17 protein-coding genes are annotated in these 19,755 nt (G+C 71.7%); 10 read left to right on the top strand and 7 right to left on the bottom strand.

Annotation, left to right across the window (positions count from 1 at the left end; all coding sequences use genetic code 11):
• Positions 1–17: 17 nt before the first annotated feature.
• The 4 genes from OG276_RS07410 to OG276_RS07395 all read right to left on the bottom strand — a co-directional run bounded on the left by OG276_RS07410 (position 18) and on the right by OG276_RS07395 (position 3,309).
• Complete coding sequence (locus tag OG276_RS07410; RefSeq protein ID WP_266903674.1) at positions 18–1,085, bottom strand: TIGR04222 domain-containing membrane protein; 1,068 nt, start codon at positions 1,083–1,085, stop codon at positions 18–20.
• On the bottom strand, positions 1,082–2,551 hold the full coding sequence (locus OG276_RS07405) for a DUF692 domain-containing protein (protein ID WP_266903673.1): 1,470 nt from the start codon (positions 2,549–2,551) through the stop codon (positions 1,082–1,084). The genes OG276_RS07410 and OG276_RS07405 overlap by 4 nt, the downstream gene beginning before the upstream one ends.
• A gap of 120 nt (positions 2,552–2,671) precedes the next feature.
• Entirely contained in the window at positions 2,672–2,815 is a 144-nt protein-coding gene (locus OG276_RS07400) for a hypothetical protein (RefSeq protein ID WP_266903672.1), read from the bottom strand.
• A gap of 203 nt (positions 2,816–3,018) precedes the next feature.
• Positions 3,019–3,309: a hypothetical protein gene (locus OG276_RS07395; protein ID WP_266903671.1), complete on the bottom strand. Its 291-nt coding sequence runs from the start codon at positions 3,307–3,309 to the stop codon at positions 3,019–3,021.
• An 81-nt stretch (positions 3,310–3,390) separates the two neighbouring features.
• Between OG276_RS07395 and OG276_RS07390 the strand changes: the two genes are divergently transcribed.
• The 8 genes from OG276_RS07390 to OG276_RS07355 all read left to right on the top strand — a co-directional run bounded on the left by OG276_RS07390 (position 3,391) and on the right by OG276_RS07355 (position 15,778).
• Positions 3,391–4,386, top strand: a complete 996-nt coding sequence (locus OG276_RS07390; RefSeq protein WP_266903670.1) for a helix-turn-helix transcriptional regulator — start codon at positions 3,391–3,393, stop codon at positions 4,384–4,386.
• An 854-nt stretch (positions 4,387–5,240) separates the two neighbouring features.
• Positions 5,241–8,768: an ALF repeat-containing protein gene (locus OG276_RS07385; protein WP_266903669.1), complete on the top strand. Its 3,528-nt coding sequence runs from the start codon at positions 5,241–5,243 to the stop codon at positions 8,766–8,768.
• On the top strand, positions 8,765–9,163 hold the full coding sequence (locus tag OG276_RS07380) for a hypothetical protein (protein WP_266903668.1): 399 nt from the start codon (positions 8,765–8,767) through the stop codon (positions 9,161–9,163). Before OG276_RS07385 ends, OG276_RS07380 begins: the two co-directional genes overlap by 4 nt.
• Before the next feature lie 173 nt (positions 9,164–9,336).
• The gene (locus OG276_RS07375) at positions 9,337–9,795 is read left to right on the top strand and encodes a hypothetical protein (RefSeq protein ID WP_323182317.1); all 459 of its coding nucleotides are present in this window, start codon (positions 9,337–9,339) and stop codon (positions 9,793–9,795) included.
• A 211-nt stretch (positions 9,796–10,006) separates the two neighbouring features.
• A complete protein-coding gene (locus tag OG276_RS07370) occupies positions 10,007–11,641 on the top strand; it encodes a trypsin-like serine protease (RefSeq protein ID WP_266903666.1) in 1,635 nt (544 codons plus the stop codon).
• Between the two features lie 243 nt (positions 11,642–11,884).
• Positions 11,885–13,522 (top strand): S1 family peptidase, encoded by a 1,638-nt coding sequence (locus OG276_RS07365; protein ID WP_266903665.1) that lies wholly within the window; start codon positions 11,885–11,887, stop codon positions 13,520–13,522.
• 55 nt (positions 13,523–13,577) lie between these two features.
• The gene (locus OG276_RS07360) at positions 13,578–14,351 is read left to right on the top strand and encodes a peptidase inhibitor family I36 protein (protein WP_266903664.1); all 774 of its coding nucleotides are present in this window, start codon (positions 13,578–13,580) and stop codon (positions 14,349–14,351) included.
• The gene (locus tag OG276_RS07355) at positions 14,345–15,778 is read left to right on the top strand and encodes a phosphodiester glycosidase family protein (protein ID WP_266903663.1); all 1,434 of its coding nucleotides are present in this window, start codon (positions 14,345–14,347) and stop codon (positions 15,776–15,778) included. The genes OG276_RS07360 and OG276_RS07355 overlap by 7 nt, the downstream gene beginning before the upstream one ends.
• A gap of 58 nt (positions 15,779–15,836) precedes the next feature.
• Here OG276_RS07355 and OG276_RS07350 read toward each other — a convergent pair whose 3' ends face one another.
• Positions 15,837–16,595 (bottom strand): aminoacyl-tRNA hydrolase, encoded by a 759-nt coding sequence (locus tag OG276_RS07350; protein WP_266903662.1) that lies wholly within the window; start codon positions 16,593–16,595, stop codon positions 15,837–15,839.
• Positions 16,596–16,666: 71 nt separating this feature from the next.
• Between OG276_RS07350 and OG276_RS07345 the strand changes: the two genes are divergently transcribed.
• Together OG276_RS07345 and OG276_RS07340 are read left to right on the top strand one after the other, a co-directional pair.
• Positions 16,667–17,341 carry an AIM24 family protein gene (locus tag OG276_RS07345; RefSeq protein WP_266903661.1) on the top strand — a complete coding sequence of 225 codons (675 nt, stop codon included), beginning with the start codon at positions 16,667–16,669 and terminating at the stop codon, positions 17,339–17,341.
• A 66-nt stretch (positions 17,342–17,407) separates the two neighbouring features.
• Positions 17,408–17,608, top strand: coding sequence for a hypothetical protein (locus tag OG276_RS07340; protein WP_266903660.1), 201 nt, complete (start codon positions 17,408–17,410; stop codon positions 17,606–17,608).
• Between the two features lie 16 nt (positions 17,609–17,624).
• Here the strand turns inward: OG276_RS07340 and OG276_RS07335 are convergent, their stop codons facing one another.
• Together OG276_RS07335 and OG276_RS07330 are read right to left on the bottom strand one after the other, a co-directional pair.
• A complete protein-coding gene (locus tag OG276_RS07335) occupies positions 17,625–18,470 on the bottom strand; it encodes a polysaccharide deacetylase family protein (RefSeq protein ID WP_266912591.1) in 846 nt (281 codons plus the stop codon).
• 131 nt (positions 18,471–18,601) lie between these two features.
• Positions 18,602–19,432 carry a PPK2 family polyphosphate kinase gene (locus OG276_RS07330; protein ID WP_266912589.1) on the bottom strand — a complete coding sequence of 277 codons (831 nt, stop codon included), beginning with the start codon at positions 19,430–19,432 and terminating at the stop codon, positions 18,602–18,604.
• Positions 19,433–19,755 lie beyond the last annotated feature (323 nt).

Raw genomic sequence — 19,755 nt, 5'->3', positions numbered from 1 at the left:
GGGTCCGTGATGGACGGTCAGGAACTACTGCCACAGCTGGAACTGGACGAACTGCTACAACTCGATCCACTGGAGCTGCTGGAGCAACTCGATCCGCCCGAGCTGCTGGAACAGCTCGAACCGCTGGACCCGCCGCCCCCGCAGCTGCTCCCGGAGGACCCGCAGACCGACCCCGAGGAGCCGCAGCCCGACCCGCCGGACCCGCCGGATCCGCCGCCGTCGGAACCCGCGCACCAGACGACCGGGATCATCTCGGCCCCGGAGCCCCAGGAGGAGTCGGAGCCTGCGGAACGCCCGCGGGACTGGGCCGCCGCCAGCCGGGTCCCGCGGGCCGCCGGCACCAACTGCTCGCGCAGGTACGGATCCCGCAGCCCCCGCAGCCCGAACAGCGAGGTCTGGACGTACGGGCTCTGGTCGGCCCCGTAGTGGGCGCGGATGGCGCGCAGCGCCGCGGCCCCCGCCGGGGTGATCCGCTGCCGGGCGCGGGAGGCGCCGACGGTGCCGGCGATGATGCCGCCCAGCAGCACGGGCAGCACCTCGGCGATGAACGGCACCCGGACCGACCCGGCCCCCTCCTGGAGCACGAAGGCGACGAAGGACAGCGGCAGCGAGAGGACCAGCAGCACCCCGCACACCACGGCCTGGATCACCCCGTGGCGCAGCCAGCGGTGCCGGCCGCCGGGGGTGGCGATCAGCCCGCGGTCGGCCAGCGCGTCGCCGGTCTCCTGCACGGACGGGTCCCGCATGGCGGCGTAGCGGATCTGGTACAGCCACCCGGACGGGGCGCCCTGGCAGGCCTGGAGCACGGCCCGCTGGGCGGGGTCGCCGCCCCGCACCCCGGGCCGTACCTGGACGATGCCGGGCCCGCCGACCAGCATCCGGCCGTCGCAGAGCAGCGAGACGAGCGCGGCGTCCACCACCGCGCCCGGTCCACCGGCCATGAAGGCGGCCTCGGACAGGTCGTGCAGACGCGGGGCGGGGCCGAGGGCGGGCGGCCGCGACTGCCGCAGGCCGCGCACGAGCACGACGCTGGAGGCGATGACGCCGATCCAGACGGCCACGGCGAGGAAGTCGAAGAAGTTCACGCCGCCCTCCCCACCAGGGCGCGGGCCCAGCGCACGGCCCGGCCCGGTGGCCGGGCCCCGGCCCGGTCCCGCCACCAGAGCGTGAGCCGGCGCCGGGCGGCGGGGTCCGCGGGCAGGTCCCGGACCAGCAGGTGCTCGGCGAAGTCCAGCGCGTCGCGCCGGTACCCGGCCGTCATGGGCCGCTGCCGGGCATAGCCGAGGAAGGCCTCCCGGTACGCGTCCTCCCCGCCCAGGATCCCGGGCAGCTCGGGCGCCAGCTTCGCCACGACCCCGGCCCGCTTGGCCGCGAGCGCCCGCGCCTGCACGCGCACCCGCTGCCGGTCAAACCCCTCGGGCACGGGAGTCCCGGCCACCAACGCCGACAACAGCGCGGCCTGCCCGATCCCGACCCGCGTCCGAGCGGCGTCGAGCCCGCTCCCCGATCCAGCCTCGCCAGCGTTTGAGGCGCGGACGGGGGCGGCCCCCGATTCAGCCCCGCCGGCGTCCGAGGCGCGGACGGGGGTGGCCCCCGATTCAGCCCCGCCGGCGTCCGAGGCGCGGACGGGGGTGGCCCCCGATTCAGCCTCGCCGGCGTTTGAGGCGCGGGTCCGGGCGGAGCCCGGGGAACGGTCGAAGGGCGGGTAGGGGACAGCCCCCGCAGGGCCGCCCAGCACGCCCCGGATCGCGGCCAGCTCACCGGCCAGCTCCGCGTCAGACGGAAAGTCGTCGTCCCGCTCCAGCAGCACCCCGGGCGGATCCACGCGGGACCGGAGCTCCGCCAACACCTCCAGCACCGCGGCCGGCACGGGATGCGCGTGCGTGTCGTGCCACACCCCACCCCGCTCCACGCCCCCGGCGACGTGCACGTACGCCAGCGCCTCCAGCGGGATCCCGTCCAGCACGGCGACCGGGTCCTCCCCCCGGTTGACCCGGTTGGTGTGCAGGTTGGCCACGTCGATCAGCAGCCGCACCCCGGTCCGCTCCACCAGCTCGGTCAGGAACTGCGCCTCGGTGAGCTCCTCCCCGGGCCACGACACCAGCGCCGCGATGTTCTCCAGCGCGAGCGGCACCGGCAGCGCGTCCTGAGCGATCCGTACGTTCTCGCAGAGCACGTCCAGCGCGTCCCGGGTCCGCGCCACGGGCAGCAGGTGCCCGGCTTCGAGCACCGGCCCCGGCGCCACCGAGGAGGTCCGTACGAAGGCGATGTGCTCGGTGACCAGCGGCGCCCCCAGCGCCACCGCCCGCTCCCCGAGCGCGGCCAGCTTCGCCGGGTCGGGCCGGTCGGCGCCGCCGATGCCCAGCGAGACCCCGTGCGGCACGACGCGGACCCCGCGTGCGAGCAGCCGCTCCAGGGACTCGGGCAGGTGGCCGGGACAGATGTTCTCCGCCACGACCTCGACCCAGTCCAAGCCCGGGAGGCTTTCCACCGCCCCCGCGATCTCCGGCCGCCAGCCGATGCCCACCCCCAGGTGTGCCATGGGCTTCATGTCCCCTCGCCCCCTCTCATCGGTCCGTGTGCCGATGTCATGGCCCCGACGGAGCCGGGTCAACCCGCCAAGAGGGACGTTCAGAGCAACATTTGAGGTTCCCGGCCCGGACCGCCGCTCCTACTGCCAGCCCATGTTGTCCTGCGCCGTGGTGCTGGGGGCGGACTGGGCAGGCGCGGCGGTGGCGGTGCCGGTGGCGAACAGCGCGGTGACGAGGGTGAGCGTGAAGACCGCGGCGGCCTGGGCGGTACGAATGCGCATCATGAGATTTCGGTTCCTGAGCGTTGACGGTAAGGCGGACGGGTGTCCTGAACCGGTCGCGTCCCGCGGTGGCGCTTTCCGATCCGACTGCCTTCCGGATCGTGTCCGGCCGGGCAAGAACCACTTTCGCCGCAGGTCAGGGCAGGTGGAAGGGCCGGCGAGTGGACGGAAACGGCAGCGGCCGGTTGTGTCCACCGGCCGTAGGGTCAGTCGATGACGAGGAGCGGGGCCTCGGCACGCCCGAGAATCCAGCCGGACAGTTCAGGGTGCGTCCGCAGCAGCCGGGTGCAAACGGCTGCCGCGTGTTCCTCCGCCTGGGCCAGTGAGCCGGCCGTGAGGAAGAGGCCCAGCACCGGTGCCGAGGACTCGTCTGCGTGCACGCTGACGTGCTCGACGCCATCCTCGGGACGGGCGGACTCGTAGACGAGGGCGCGCAGATCGGATGGCAGCTCGCCGCCCTGGGCCGGCCGCCTCAAGTGTGCGTGTACGAGGTACATGGCTTCTCTTTCTGCCACCCCACCGCGGGCATATGATGATCCTTTTGTGCTCGAGATGGGCATGTCTTGGGGGGGAATCTCATGCTGTCTACGCTGGGGCTCGACGCGATGGCGGAGGCCGTCTATCGAGCCATGCTGGCCGACCCGGGGGGCGGGGTCGCGGCCCTGGCCGTCCGCATCGGCACGACGGAACAGCGGGTGCGCGACGGACTCGACGTCCTCAGCAAGCTCGCGCTGGTCCGCCCTTCGGCCGAGAACGGGGGGCTGCGCGCGGTCTCGCCGGACCTCGGGATGGAAGTCCTGATGGCCCGCCAGCAGGCCGAGATCGCCGCCCAGCAGCAGCGGCTGGAGGCCTCGCGCGCGGTCGCCGCGCAGTTGATCGCCCAGTACGCCGACCTGAGGCCGACCACCGTCAGCCCGGGAGTCGAGCAGTTGATCGGCCTGGACCAGATCAGGGACTGCCTCACGCGTCTGACCCGTGACGTCCGCCATGAAGTCATGACGTTCGCACCCGGAGGGCCGCAGACCGAGGGGAACATCGCCGCGTCACGTCCACTGGACGCCGAGCTGCTGGGGCGCGGGGTGCGCACCAGGGTGGTGTACCTGGACAGTGTCCGCCTCCACCGGCCGACCGTGGAGTACGCACGCTGGACCGCCTCGTTGGGCGGACAGGTCCGCACCGTGGCTTCCCTGCCCACCCGGCTGATCATCGTGGACCGGTCGACCGCCGTGATACCGGTGAGCAGCGAGGACACCGCGGGCGGCGCCGTCGTACTGACCGGGCAGGGAACGCTGACCGCGCTGTGCGCGCTGTACGAGAGCGTGTGGGCTGCGGCGCAGCCGCTGGGTGAGGCACCTGTCCGGGATGTACACGGCCTGAGTGCGCAGGAGAGCACCATCATCTCCCTGCTCTCCGAGGGGCACACGGACGAGACGATCGCCAAGCGGCTGGGTGTGTCCGCGCGTACGGCCCGGCGGATCGCGAACGATCTCATGGAGCGGCTGGGCGCGCGCAGCCGGTTCGAGGCAGGCGTCCGGGCGGTCCAGCACGGATGGCTGCCCGCTCAACAGGGCTGAGTCCGCCTCGCCGGGAGCCCTCGCGTCCGGGCGGGGTGCGAGAGCTCCTCGACCGTCCCGACGCCCCTGCCCGCGCGGGGCGCCGCCTTGACGTAACCGGCCGGAGCGGTCGCTCCGGCCGGCCGGCGAGCGGGGCGTGCCGGTCGCTGTGTGATGAGCAGGCATGGTGATCCCGAAATGGGTTGTGGCTGAAAGCGGTTCGCGGGGTGCGCGGCCGGTGATGCCGTGTCACCCGCACCGGCCCGCTCACCAGGGTGAGGCAAAGTGTGGTCAGGGGCTTCCGGGACAGCGGTCCCGCGAGCCCCCCCCCTGCGCGTTGTCGTCACACAGCCCACTGTTTCCGCTTCCCGGCGTCCGCGAAAGCCGAGGGCGCTGGCCTGAAGAGGCCTGGGCCGCAAGCGTCCAGTCCATGGGCCGTTTTCCGGTCCCGGCCCCCTCTTCCGCCGGCCGGCGACGCTTCCCGGCCATGGCCCGGTTCGGCTCCACCCGCGAGGTGCGTTCCGGGAGCCGGTCCGCCCGGGTCCGTCCTCGCCCACGACCCCTGACCGGCTGAGACCTCGTAGGAACGCGCCGGCCGCGGTGCCGCGGAGCGCCGGTGGAAGCCCACCCGGGCCGGATCGGGTCAGGGACGCTTCCGTCCACCCGAACCCCCTTCCCCCGCCTTCTCGGTGCGCCGACAGTGGTGATCGCCACCAGGGAGTGGAACGCGAACCAGCCGGCATCACCGGCGAACACGCTCCACGGGACAGGACCAGAGTCCGACGCTGCACAGCGGTTGCGGACCACCGACCGCGGCAGTCCGTCAGGTCGGGAGCACCTCCTGGTCGGGCTCAGCGCAGAAGAAGGGAGTCGTGATGGCACCACGTTCACGACAGTTCAGCAGACGTCAGATACTCGCCGCTTTCGCCGGAGTGGCAGCCGGTTGCGCGCTGCCGAACTGCACGGTGCTCAGCAGGCCCGCGTACGCGGCCGGCGCGACCGGATCCGCCTCACTGCCCAAGGGATCCGGTCTGCCGGATACCGAACGCGGCATGGTGGTCTGGGCCTACAGGACAGGCGGCCGCGCCGTCCGTACCGCTGCGGCCGCCGCCCTGGTGGGGAGTGCCGCGGACGTGCGGGTGTTCCTCGACGAGAAGCTGGCCGCGGCCCGTGCCGAGGACAACAGGTTCACGCTCACGCAGTCCCTGGTCATGGCGGGCAGGGCGACCCGCGAAAGCATCGGGGTGGCGCTGTCCGGCGGAACGGCCGCGATCGAGACCTACCTCACGAGCGGCTTCCAGACCGCGGTGCGCGAGGATCTCAGGGTGGCCGTGACCGCGGTCATGGCGCGCGGTGCCCGTGCCGTGAAGCGTGAGGGCTCCGCTGCGCTGGAGGCCGGGTCGGACTTCGCGTTGCGCGCCTTCCTCAGCGGTGGCCAGTTCACCGCGCAGGAAGAGGACGAGCGTGTGCAGGTGACGTCCATCCTCGTGACGGCGTCACCGCAAGTGCGGGAGTACGCGAAGCGGGCACTGGACGACGGGACGCCGAGAGCGATCCGGTGGTTCCTCGAGACGGGCCAGTACATCGCCCGGGCCCGTGACGAGGAAACGGCGACGATCCAGCAGCTGGTCAAGGTCGTGGAGGCGGAGGGCCAGCGCGCCGGCCGCAAGACCGACGAGGCCGTCGAGCTGTCCCAGCAGGCGGTCAAGGCCGCCGAGAGCGCGAAGAAGGCGGCGCTGGAGGCGAAGGCCGAGGCCGAGGCCGCCGAACACGACGTCCAGCTTTCCGCCAGGGCCGCGAACAAGGCCGCGCAGGCGGCCAGGGGAGCGGCCGCTGCCGCGGCGACCGCGGTGTCGGCCTCGCGGACCGCGCAGGCCGCCGCGCAGCGTTCGGTGGCGGCCGCACAGGCCGCCGCAGCAGCGGCCGCAGCGGCAGGACGCGCCGCGGCCCGGGCCTACCATGCCGCGATCGGGGCTTCCAAGGACGCATCGATGGCGGACGCGGCCCGAGCCGCTGCCCAGGCAGCGACGTCGATGGTCAAGTTCGTCCGCACGGTGGCTCAGAAGGCCGACCTCGCGGCCCAGGCCGCCCAAGCGGCCGACGCCGCGGGCGCGGCCGCCGCCGGATCGGCGGTCAACGCCGCCGCCGCCGCCCGGGCATCGGCCGACGCGGCCGTGGCCTCCGGCGCCGCACAGTCCGAGGCTGCCACTGCGCAGCGGGAAGCCGCCGTGGCAGAGGCCGCCGCGGCCAGGGCGACGCAGGCCGCGGGCCAGTCGCGGACCTTGGCCGGACAGGCCGCCGCTTGTGCCCGCTTGGCACGCGACGCGGCCAACAGCGCAGCCGACCACGCCGAGAAGGCGGCCGCGGCGGCCATGGAAGCGGCGAACCACGCCGGCCAGTCGGTCGACTACGCCAACCGGTCGACGGCAGCCGCCAACGCGGCGGTCGAGGCCGCGAACACTGCTGCCGCGGCGGTCGACAAGGCACGTGAAGTGGAGCAGACGGCTCGTCAGGCCGAAACCGCCAGGCTGGCCGAGGAGACCACCGAGGCGATCGAGCGGGCGAAGCTGGAGGCGGCCGCGGAGACGGACCGCCTCGAACGGTACAACCGGGAGCGGACGCAGGAAGCGCGTCTGTCCGCGGAGCTGCTCGCGCTCATCGGCTCCGCGGAGTCCGCGCTGAGGGGCGGCAAGCCCGCGGAGGCCGTGGCAGCCGGGCGCAAGGCGGCGATCCAGCTCATCGACCGGTCGGGCACGTGGACCCGGGAGGCAGCGCAGTTCGCGCTGGCCGGCTCGGACGAGGACGTCGTCCACTGGATCGACGCCGACCGTCTCATCGCTCTGCAGCAGGACAACGTCGAGAACGTCGCGGCCATGGCGGCGATTTCGACGAAGAACGTGGCACTGGCTGCCGTGGACGTGCTCAAGACCGAGGACGCCGCGAAGCTCAGGACGTTCCTGGAGAGCGGGGCGGTGGAGGCGGCCAAGGAGGACAACCGGGTCGAGGTGACGACGCTCCTGGCCGACGACAACACCGGCCCCGCGGTGCGACGCGCGGCCGTGGCCGCGCTGGAGAAGGGCACGGCCCCGGCCCTGCACGTGTTCCTGCACGTCGAGCGCACCAAGGCCGTCCGTGAGGACGACCGGGTGAAGGCCACCACCCTGCTGGCGAACGGGGGCCCTTACGTCAAGGCGGCCGCCAGGATCGCGCTCGAAGGCGACACGCACATGCTGCGCCAGTTCATCGGCACCACGCAGCACGAGTTCGCACGGATCGACCACGACCACGCCACGCACATCAGCGCGGTCCGGGCGATGATCGCGGGCGCCGCCAAGGTGGCCCAGGAGGCTCAGGAGAACGCGGCACGGGCTTCCGAGGCGGCAGCCCTCGCACGCGACGCCGCCGCGAAGGCGACCGAGTGGGCCGACCTCGCCAAGGGGTACGCCGCGGCGGCCAAGCTGTCCGCCGAGGAGGCGCGCAAGAACGCCGAGGCCGCCGAGGGGTCCGCAGCCGCTGCCGCGCGCTCCGCCGAAACCGCCCGTCAGGCAGCCGCCGCGGCGCGGAAGGCGAGCAGCGTGGCCCGGAGCGCGGCGACCCGCGCCGTGCGGTCCGCCACCGAGGCCGCTTCCTACGCCGCGGATGCCGCGACCTCGGCTGTGGCCGCCCGCCAGGCATCACTTGCGGCAGGTCAGAGCGCCGCCGCAGCCGCGCAGGCGGCGTTGCAGGCCAAGCACCTCGTCATCGAGGCCGCGGTGCGCGAAGCGATCCAGAAGGCGCTGGACAACTCGAAGACCCCGATCAAGCCGGGCGCCACCGGCCTTCCGGAGGGCGCCGAGAGCTGCCTGACGCCGTTCGGCAGCCCCATCGAGTCCGGCAACAGCTCCAACCCGTGGGAGTTGGGCTGGAGCTGGCTCACCGGAAAGGGCCCGAGCTCGCAGTGCTTCGGCCCGAACGACGAGTTCACCCGCCTCTACCGTGAGCACAAGAACACACAGGAGACGCTCGCCTTCTTCGCCAACCGTACGCGTACGGGGGAGTACGAGCTCGGCCACACACTCATGAACGACTACACGCTCGGCGGGTTCGACGGTGCGTGGAAGTATCTCCAGGACTACGGGACGCTCTCCACGGCCGGCCTCACCGGAAACCTCGCGTACACGTTCATGGGTTCGCACCAGGTCCGGATGACTCCCATCCGCAAGAACGCGGACGGCTCCGTGGTGTGGCGGTACACCGCTTACAACGAGTCGGACATCGAGTCCGCGACGCACCCCCCGGTCATCGGCTACACGGACTGGTGGAGCAACTCCGTCGGTTCGCTCGTCGACAAGATCGTCGGCGACACCGGTCCGCTGTCGCCCAAGACCCAGGTCATCGAGTTCGACGTCACGCTGGGTCCGTGACGCCCCGTAGGACGAGCGCAGGGCGGCTCGTCGCCGTCCTGGCCGCCTCCGTGGCGCTCCTTTCGGGATGCATGGGCTCCGTCGACCCCGACGAGCTGCCCGGCGTGTACCGCAACGACGAGACGGGCGCCGAGCTGCGGCTCGAGTCCGACGGGAAGTTCTCCGCGACCGGCGTGGTGACGGACGGATTCTCCGACCCCGCCGACTTCGGCGGCCGATGGGAGTGGCTCGGCGAGCGGGCGTCCAGCGACTTCGTCTATCTGTCGGTGGAGAACGGCGGGCTCGGCCTCAGCGCCGGCATTCAGATCTACCCGAGCGGACGGAACTCGCTGGAGTTCCGTCCGGATCCCGACGGACCGCCTTCCCTGAAACTCGCCAGACAGACGGCGCCGTAGAGGCAGGGCGCCGCCGCCTTTCGGAATCGAGTCCGTCGGCGAACACCCGCCTGCACCACCGGATTTGCATACAAGGGGGCGCGGAGAACCTCTCTTCGCCCCGACTGATCTCTACTTCTAGGACTGTGATGAATTCACGCAAGGCATGGACGCGCATTCTGGGAACCGCGACCGTGGCCGGTGCTCTGGCGTGGGCCGTGGTGGCCGGGGGCCAGCCCTCCGGCGTCGCCACCACCACCAGCCCCGTCGCCGAGACGGGGCCCGGATATGCCATCGAGGACTACAACTACCCGAACGCCGCGAAGATCCTGGCCGAGCAGGGAATCGTCCTCAAGCGGGGAGACGGCCACATCGTGCTCGCCGACTGCCGGAGCGAGGAGAACCTCCTCAAGTTCCTCGCCCGGGACCGGGGGGACGTGTGCTTCAAGGTCACCGCCGATGAGGGCTTCCTGACCTTGGAGATCCCGTCGGTGCACGGGGTGCGGACCGACGATTCCGGCAACACCCACCTGGCGATGACCGCCGAGGACGACCGCGTCGAATACAACATCCCCGCCAAGACCTGGGAAGGCGTCGGCGAGTCCGTGGACGGCCGGGAGCACGTCCTGGTCGAGATCCGGATCACCAAGTAGCCGATCCGCCTCGCAGGAGGAAATCGCACCCTCGGCACGGCTTGTGCCTGCATCCCAGCCGTCCACCACAAGTCTTCGGCGAAGCAGGCGACTGCGGGGCTCTCTCGATCCCCGTCGTGCTCCGTGTCACCGGCCGACCACCGGTCCCGCACACGTACGACCGAACTCTGGCGCATTCGCTCACCGAATCCTGTTCCTGAAGGAAAAGCACATGTCTGCACTCCGTCCGCGCACCGCACGCATTTCGGGTCTGCTCGTCACCACGACCGCGGTCGCCGCGGGCCTCGTTCCCGCCGGCTCCGCTCAAGCCGTCTCCGGCCCGGAGGCGGCGGCCGGCCAGCACACCTCCGTCGTCAAGCTGAACATCGGCGATGAGGCGACCGGCCGCGGATGCACCGGCTCACTCATCGACGCCTCGTGGGTGCTGACCGCCGCGAGCTGCTTCGCCGCGACGCCCGGTACCACGGTGCCGGCCGGTGCGCCCGCGCTGAAGGCCACCGTGACCCTCGGCGACGGCAAGCGCGTCGAGGTCGCCGAGCTGGCCCCGCGCGCCGACCGGGACGTCGTCCTGGCCCGCCTCACCACCCCCGCCGCCGGCCCCGCGGGGCTCAAGCAGGCGAATGTCGCCCCGGCAGCGGGCGCCGATCTGACCGCCGTGGGCGTCGGACGGACCAGTACCGAGTGGGCGCCGGGCAAGGCCCACACCGGTGCCTTCACCCTGAACGCCTCCGACGCCACGACCCTGACCATCACGGGGAAGGGCACTGACGCCGTCTGCAAGGGCGACACCGGCGGCCCGCTGCTGAACGCGGCCGGCGAACTCGTCGGCATCAACAGCCGTTCCTGGCAGGGTGGTTGCCTGGCCACCGACCCCACCGAAACCCGTACCGGCGCCATCGCGGCCCGTACCGACGGGTTGCGCGAGTGGATCGACGGGGTCCGGGCCACGACGCCGGGCTGGCAGACCAAGGCCCTCGTGCAGTCCGGCACCAGCCTCTACCAGGCCGCCCGGCTGTCCGACGGCTCCTGGACCGGATACACCGACGTCCAGAACAAGGCGAGCAACCTGGGCGGGATCCGCAGCTCCGCCGCCGCCGGCATCAACGGTGACACGCACGTACTGGCCATCAGCAACGCCGGCGGTCTCTTCCACACGGTGCGCAAGGCGGACGGCACCTGGGGCTCCTTCGGGAACGTGTTCTCCGTCGCCAACGCCCTCGGCAACCTCACCCAGGTCTCCACCGTCTCCATCGGCCACGACCTCCACGTCGTCGCCGTCGCCGACGGCAAGGCCTTCCACACCGTCCGCAACGGCGCGGGCAACTGGACTCCCTTCTTCCAGATCAACGGTTCCCTCACCAACGTGACCGCGGCGGCGACCGCGAGCGTCCGCGGTGAGCTCCAGGTCGGTCTCATCAGCGGTGGCAAGCCCTACCACAACATCCGCCAGACCAACGGGAACTGGCTCGGCTGGGGCAACGTCACCCAGGCCGTCGGTCCCACCGGCCCCGTCACCTCGATCAGCATGGCCGGCGCCGGGGACGAGACCCACTTCGTCATCGCCACCGACAACGGCACCCGCCAGTACCACACCATCCGCAACTTCAACGGAACCTGGGCCACCTGGGGCGATCTCCAGGGCGTCCTGGGCGCGGTGACCGCCAAGTCCGTGTCCGCCGCAACCGTCAACGGTGAGGTCCAGGTCGCCGTCACCACCACCGACGGCAAGCTCCTCCACACCACCCGCCACACCAACCGCACCTGGGACGCGCTGGTGACGGCACCCCTCGAGGGCATGCCCGCGGCGCCGGGCGCACTGGCCATCACCGCCACTTACACCGGCTGACCCCCGCGCAGTCGCCCACGCGGTCGCGGACCGCGTGCCCGCCCCACCGCGGAAACCTGCGCCCCGGCACCGTGCGTGCCGGGGCGCCGCCTCACCACGCGGAAGAACCTCGGCCCCGTCCCTGGCGGCTTCCTCCGCGTCACCGGCCGACGCTCAAGCCTTCACCCGGCCGACACCGGGCAGCGGGCACTGCCAAACCCTGCGCCTGCGCATGGTTCCGTCCGTTGCTCATGGAGAGTTCACATGTCCATCCACCGTCCGCGTTCCGCGCGGATGACCGGCCTGCTCGCAACCGCCACGGCTGTTGCCGCGTGTCTGGTCTTCGCCGGTGCCGTCCAGGCCATCACCGGTCCCGAAGCCCCGTACGGCCAGCACGCCTACAGCGTCAAGCTGAGTCTGGGCGAGAAGCCCAACAGTCGTGCCTGCACCGGCACACTGGTCGACGCCTCGTGGGTGCTGACCGCCGCGAGCTGCTTCGCCTCCACCCCCGGTGCGACGATCCCGGCCGGCCCGCCCGCCCTCAAGACCACCGTCACGCTCGCCGACGGCACGGCCGTCGAGGTGGCCGAGCTGGCGCCTCGCAGTGACCGCGACATCGTCCTCGCCCGCCTTGCCGCACCCGCCGGCGGTTTCCAGGGCGTCAAGCGGGCCGCCGCCGCCCCCGCCGTCGCCGCCGAGCTGACAGCGGCCGGGTTCGGGCGGACGAAGGCCGATTGGGTGCCCGGCAAGCTCCACACCGGCACGTTCACCCTCAACGCCGCCGACACCACGACCCTGTCCATCACCGGCAAGGGCACCGACGCCATCTGCAAGGGCGACGCCGGCGGCCCGCTCCTGAACGCGGCGGGCGAACTCGTCGCAGTCAACAGCCGTTCCTGGCAAGGCGGTTGTCTGGCCGACAATCCCACCGAAACCCGGACCGGCGCCATCTCCGCCCGCGTCGACGACCTCGGCCAGTGGATCGACGAGAACCGTGCCAAGACCCCCGGCTGGCAGGCCAAGACCCTCATACAGTCCGGCAGCAGCCTCTATCTGGGCGTCCGCCTGCCCGACGAGTCCTGGACCGGGTTCACCGACGTGCAGGCCAAGGCCGGCAGCCTCGGCGGCATCCGCAGCGCCACCGCCGCCGGGATCAACGGCGACACGCACGTCCTCGCCATCAGCAACGCCGGCGGTCTCTTCCACACGGTGCGCAAGGCGGACGGCAGCTGGGCCGCCTTCGGGGACGTCTTCTCCGTCGCCAACGCCCTCGGCAACCTCACCCAGGTCTCCGCCGTCTCCACCGGCCTCGACCTCCATGTCGTGGCCGTCGCCAACGGCATTGCCTTCCACACCGTCCGCAACGCCGCGGGCCAGTGGACCCCCTTCCGCGACATCTCCAGCGGTTCCGTCTCCAACGTGACGGCCGCCGCGACCGCCAGTGTCCGCGGCGAACTCCAGGTCGGACTCGTCAGCGGCGGCAAGCCCTACCACACCATCCGCCAGACCAACGGGAACTGGCTCGGCTGGGGCAACGTGGCCCAGGCCGTCGGTCCCACCGGCCCCGTCACCTCGATCAGCATGGCCGGCGCCGGAGACGAGACCCACTTCGTCATCGCCACCGACAACGGCACCCGCCAGTACCACGCCATCCGCAACTTCAACGCGACGTGGAGCACCTGGGGTGAGCTGAACGGCATCTTGGGTGTCGTGACCGCCAAGTCCGTCGCCGCGGCCACCGTGGGCGGAGAGGTCCAGGTCGCCGTCACCACGACCGCCGGCAAGGTCCTGCACACCACCCGGCACACCGACCGCACCTGGGCCGGCACCTCCACGGTGCCCCTGCAGGGCCTTCCTGCCGCCCCGGACACCGTCACCGTCACCGCCAACTGGAACGGCTGACCCACGGCGCGACCACCCCAGCCACCCCGATCCGATCAACTCAAAAGGAATCCGCGTGATACGACGCGCCCTGAAGCCGCTCATCACCGTGGCCGCCGTCCTGGGACTCACCTCCTTCGTCATACCGGCCCTGGCCTCCGCCACGCCCGCTGTGGTCACCGCCGCGGACGCCGGCACCATGCCCCATGCCGTCGAAGATCTCCCCGACGGCCCTCCGGCGCCCGACTGGCCGACCTGTGAGACGGGCCGTATGTGCGTGTACTCCGACAGCGATGGCAACGGCACGGCCCAGACGTACGGCCCGGACAGCCCGCAGGTGTCCCTGGCGGAGTGGAACGACCAGATCTCTTCGGTCCACAACAACTCGCCGTACTGGGCGTGCGTGTACGAGGACCCCTCCTACGGCGGCACCGTGCAGGCGCTGCCTCCCGATTCCAAGAGCAACCTCGCCACTTCCCCCGGCACGCTGAACGGCAAGGTCAGCTCCCACAAGCTGGCCAAATCCCAAGCCGGCTGTTTCACCGGCTTCGAGCGGTGCCAGAGCGGTAACCTCTGCCTGTTCGCCGAGCCGGGCGGTCGCGGTCAGATGACCGCCACTCGCAGCGACATGGCGCAGTACAACGCCACCTGGAACGACCGGGTGGCATCGGTCGCCAACCACACCGGTTCGCACACGTGCTTCTACGCCGACCCGAACCACTCCGGCGTGTTCACCGGGACGGCATACGGGAAGTTCGTGGTGCTCAAGGGCGACAGCACCGTAATCCCCGATCCGTTCGACGCCCACCTCTCTTCCCACAAGCTCGTCACCGGGACGGATCAGTGCTGACCATCAAGAGGCCCATCATCAAGCGCACCGCCACGACCGGCGCCGCAGTTCTCCTCCTGACGGCCTCAGCGGTCCTGGGCGCACCGGCCGCCGTGTACGGTGCGACCGCCGGCCCGACCGGTCTGGAACTGGCCAAGCTGGTTCCCACGAGCACGGACGTCAGCGCCCCGGGCATCACTCGGACCACCTACTCGGCTCGCACCGGCGGCCCGTGGAACGTCAACGTGGTGGTCATCGACCCGGACCTGGCTCCCCTCACCCTGAAGGGCACGTTCGGCACCGCTCTGGCCACCTCCCAGACCAGCTCCTCGATGCTGAAGGACGTGTCCACCACCACCGTGCGCCGGCCACGCGTGGGCATCAACGGCGCCTTCTTCGACGGCAACGTGACGAACCCCGCCAACGGCACCCACGACGGAGACCCCAGCGGCATCGTGGTCCGCGGCGGCAAGCTGCTCAGCGAAGCCGCCAAGGGCAAGGGCAGCAAACCGGTCGGCTCCGCTCTGGTGCTGCAGCACGGCAGAGCGCGCATCGCCGAGCTCAGTACCACGCTGAAGGTCCAGCCGAAGAACGGCCCCCTCAAGCAGCGGCAGCTGGACGGCATCAACCGCGTCCCCGGGCGCAACGCGCACTGCGAGGGCCCCGATCCCATCGACAAGGAGGAGACCTTCGACAAGGACGGGGTCTGCCGGGATCTCTCCGAGATCGTCTCCTTCACCCCCGAGTACGCGGGTGCGACGCCGACCACGGCCTTCCTGGCCAGTTCCAACGACCCCGACAACCCGAGTGTCGGGGGCGTGATCAGTACGGACGAGGGCATCGAGGTACTGCTCGACTCCGGCAACAAGGTCACCGAATGCTACGAGCCGGCACCGGCCAAGGGCAGTACCTGCAAGATCGGCAACAGGGGCGGACGCAACGTCCCCTCCGGCGGGCGGATCCTGCAGGGAACCGGTGACGGCACCACCTGGCTCCGCGACAACGCTCCGGTCGGCGCCGAACTGGAATTCCCCGAGACCGTCTTCGACACCCGGATCGCCGACACCCTCACACTCGATCCCTCGATGTACGTCACGCCCGGCGGCGACCTCCTCCTGAAGAACGGCAAGATCGACTACAAGCAGCCCGCCGCCGGCTCACCCGACCCGAACCCGCGTACCGCGGTCGCCTCCGACGCGACCGGCCGCATCATGCTGGTGACCGTGGACGGCGACGACGCCACGGTCAGCAAGGGAGCCACCCGCCTGGAACTGGCCACCCTCCTCAAGGACCTCGGAGCCGTCGACGCCCTCAACATGGACGGCGGTGGCTCCACCACGCTCGTGTGGCAGAACACCGTCGTCAACCACCCCTCCGACGGCAACGAACAAGAACGCCCCGTTGCCGACACCGTCTTCGCCGGCGTCGGCGGCTACCCGCTCGCGTAGAGGCACGGGCGAACCCGTCGGAGAGGTGACCCCGGTGACATCGAGGACGCTCTCCGGTTCAAAGCCGCGCCCGCAGCGCCGGATGGTCCGCGACCACCGTGCACGAGCCGGGCGCGATCTCCGTGAACCCCGCGTCCCGCACCACCGGCAGACCGCTCCCCGACAGTTCCGCCCACCGCTCGGGCGCGGCCGTCCGTACGGCCAGCCGGAAGCCGGACTCCCGCCACGCGGCCCGCTCCGGGCCGGTCAGCTCCCACCACGCCAGCTGCGCCGCGTGTCCGGCCTGGGCCATGGCCTTGCCGGCCGACATGTCCAGGTCCGGGTTGAGCCAGAGGACCGGCAGGCCGGCCTCCGCCGGGGCTACCGGTTCCGGGTCGTCCAGGTCGGTGCCCGACACCTGGAGCTTGGCCAGCTCCTTGGGCCAGCCGTCGAGCGGCACCGGCGGGAAGACCCGTACCTCCGAGTCCGCGCCGTGCACCGTGAGGCCCGGCAGGGTCGCGGCCTTGCGCCACTCCGCCCCGCGCGCCCGGCGCACCACCTTGCGGATCCGCGCGTCCTGCCAGTCCCGGACCAGGGCCGCCCACTCGCCCTCGCCGGCCGACCGCTCGTCGGTGAGCAGGACGAGCACCGCGCGGGCGGCCGTCTCCAGCGCGTCGGTCCGGGCCGGCGGCTCCGTCTTCTCGATCCGCACCACCAGCGGGAGGACGTACTGCGGTGCGTCGTCGCGGGCGATCCGCTCCTGCCGGAAGGGGCTGTCGGACCCGACTGCGGGTACTGCGGGTACAAGGGTGCTGTGGCGCGTGTCCTCGGTGCTCATCCGGCCAAGGATGCCAGCCTCCACCTCCGGGCTGATGCCCGAGGGGCCCGGTGCGGGCGAGGATCGACGGCATGAAGAGCGACCTTTTCGCGTCCGGGAACCTGGCCGAGACGTCCGCCGTACCCGGGATGACCCTGCAGAACGCCAAGTCCGTGAAGTACGCCGTCGACGGTGAGGTGCTCGCCCGGCAGGGCTCCATGGTCGCCTTCCGGGGCGACCTGCGGTTCGAGCGCAAGGGGGAGGGCGTCGGCCGCATGCTCAGGCGCGCCGTCACGGGCGAGGGGCTCCCGCTGATGTCCGTGCGCGGGCAGGGCGAGGTCTGGTTCGCGCGCCGGGCGGGCCACTGCTTCGTCATCGAGTTCGAGCCCGGCGACGCGCTCACCGTCAACGGCCGCAACGTCCTGTGCTTCGACCCGTCCCTCGGCTACGAGATCAAGATGCTCAAGGGCGCAGGCATGGCCGGGGGAGGCCTCTTCAACAGCCTCTTCACCGGCACCGGAAAGCTCGCCGTCGTCTGTGACGGGAACCCCATCGTCATCCCGGTCACCCCGCAGGCCCCGGTCCACGTGGACACCGACGCGGTGGTCGGCTGGAGCGCCGGGCTGGAGGCGGCGCTGCACCGCTCCCAGTCCGTCGGCTCGATGATCCGGGGCGGTTCCGGCGAGGCGGTCCAGCTGAAGCTCAGCGGCGAGGGCTTCGTCATCGTCCGCCCGGGCGAGGCCACGGAGCCGGCCGCCGGCCATTGACCGCCCGTCGGCTGCCCGTCGACCGCTCATGCCGCGGGCGCGGCGCGGGTGGGTAGGCTCGTACGCATGGACCAGACGGAGCAGACCGCGCCCGACTCCTCGTACTGCCCCGCCCCCGCGGCCCCCGCCGGGCGGGTGGCCGGGCCGCCCTACGCCGACTGCGTGCAGTGCGGGAAGCCCACCGAGTACGGGGTCGCGACACCGGGCGTGGTGCTGTGCCCGGTGTGCGAGTGGCAGGAAGCGCAGCGCACGGCCTGCTCCGGCTGAGACCGCGGGGCCCGGGCTACTTTCCGATCAGGTCGGAGACCTTGACGAACCGGTAGCCGCGCTTGCGCAGCTCGGGGACGATCTTCCGGATCGCCTCCTCGGTGACCGGGGCGGCGCTGCGCGTGCAGTGCATGACCACGACCGAGCCGGGCTTCACCCCGGCCAGGACCTGTTCGGCCACCGCGTCGGGATCCTTCGCGAACGCGTCCCCGCTGACCACGTCCCACTGGACGGCCGTGACCTTGGCCGTGGAGATGGCGCGCAGCGCCTGGTCGTCGTAGCAGCCGCCCGGGAAGCGGAAGTACGGGACGGTGTTGACCGCGCCCGCCTTGTGGAAGGCCTCGAAGGCCCGGTCGACATCGGCGCGGGCGGCGGCCTCGTCGAGGGTGGGGAGTCCGTAGCAGGGGGACTTGAAGGCGTGGTGGCTGTACGAGTGGTTCGCGATCTCGAAGTTCGGGTCGGTGCCGATGGACTTCGCCTGGTCCGGGTACTCCTCGGCCCAGCGGCCCGTCATGAACACCGTCGAGGGCACCTTCAGGGTGCGCAGCGTGGAGATCAGCTGCGGGTTGTCGAAGCGCTCGCCGTCCGCCGCGCGCGGCCCCTGATCGGAGGTCATGTCGGCGTCGAAGGTCAGCGCCACCGTCTTGTCGGTCTGCTGCTTCGCGCGGTCGAAGACGGGGGTCAGACCGCCCGGACCGGGAGCCATGGTCGGCGCCTTGCCCGGGGCACCGGGCTGCGGGACGGCCGACGGACTGCTTCCGGGGCTCGCCGGCGGGGCCGCCGGGGCGGAGGACCCCGCGGCGGATGGGGAGGCGGCGGCCGGAGCGGAGGCCGGAGCGGAGGGGGCCGTGGAGGCTCCCATCCGGGCCTGGCCGCCGGGGTCCGACGTACCGGTGCCGCCCCCGCACGCGGCGAGGGCGGCACTGAGAGCTGCTACGGCCGCGACGGCAGCCGTCCTGCGCACTGAGATGGTCACATACGCAAAATATATGACTATGTGGCAAGCAGACGGGTGCGGCACTCCTCCACGTCGAAGTCACCCTTCGGGTACTGCGGCGCGAGGCCCTCCAGATGCTCCAGCAGCAGTTTGCTGATCGCCCAGTTGCGGTACCACTTGCGGTCCGAGGGGACGACGTACCAGGGCGCGGCGTCCGTGGAGCAGCGCTCCAGGGCCAGTTCGTACGCCTGCTGGTACGCGGGCCACATGGAGCGTTCCTCGATGTCGCCCGTGTTGAACTTCCAGTGCTTGTCCGGGTTGTCGAGCCGCTCCAGGAGCCGCTTGCGCTGCTCCTCGTAGCCGATGTGGAGGAAGACCTTCACCACGCTGACGCCGTCGTCGGCGAGGGACTTCTCGAACCGGTTGATCTGCGCGTAGCGGCGGCCCAGCTGACTGCGCGGCACCAGGTCGCGGACGCGGGCGATGAGGACGTCCTCGTAGTGCGAACGGTCGAAGATGCCGATCTCGCCGGGCTGGGGGAGCGCCTTCATGATGCGCCAGAGGAAGGGGTGGTTCTGCTCCTCCGACGTGGGTGCCTTGAAGGCCTTGATCCGGCAGCCGGAGGGGTTGAACAGGCCGATCACGTGCTTGACGGTGCCGCCCTTGCCGCTGGTGTCCATGCCCTGGAGCACGAGCAGGACGCGGCGGCGGTCGCCGGCGGTGCTGGCGGCGTAGAGCCGCTCCTGGAGGGAGGCGAGCCGTTCACCCATCTGGGCGGTGGCCGCCACGCCGGCCGCCTTGTCGGTGGGACCGGCCGGGGTCGCTCCGGGATGGAAGGCCCCGAGGTCGACGCGCTCGCCGGAGGGGACGCGGAGCAGGGGGCTCAGGGGGGCGTCGTACCCGTATTCGTACCCGGGTCCGTGCCCGTGGCCTCCGGCCTTGCGGGCGCCGCCCTTGGAGCCCTTGGAGCTCTCGGCGGAGATGCGGAGCAGCTCGCGGAGGGAGAGGGGTTTGGACTTCGGCTTCCCGCCGCCGCTGGTGGCGGCAGCGGGGTCGGTCTGCTTCTCCGCCTTGGCAGCCTTCTCGCCCTTGGCGGGCGCGGCCGGCTCGGCGGGCTTCTCGGGGGCGGCCTTGGGGGCCTTGCGGGCCTTCGGAACCTTGGCGGGCTTCTCGGAGCCGGCGGCCTCGGCCCTTGCCTTGGCCTCCGCCT

Source organism: Streptomyces sp. NBC_00086 (assembly GCF_026343255.1).
Taxonomy (GTDB): Bacteria; Actinomycetota; Actinomycetes; order Streptomycetales; family Streptomycetaceae; genus Streptomyces.
Note: the sequence above shows the minus strand (reverse complement) of the source record. Positions and strands in the feature narration are given on the sequence as shown.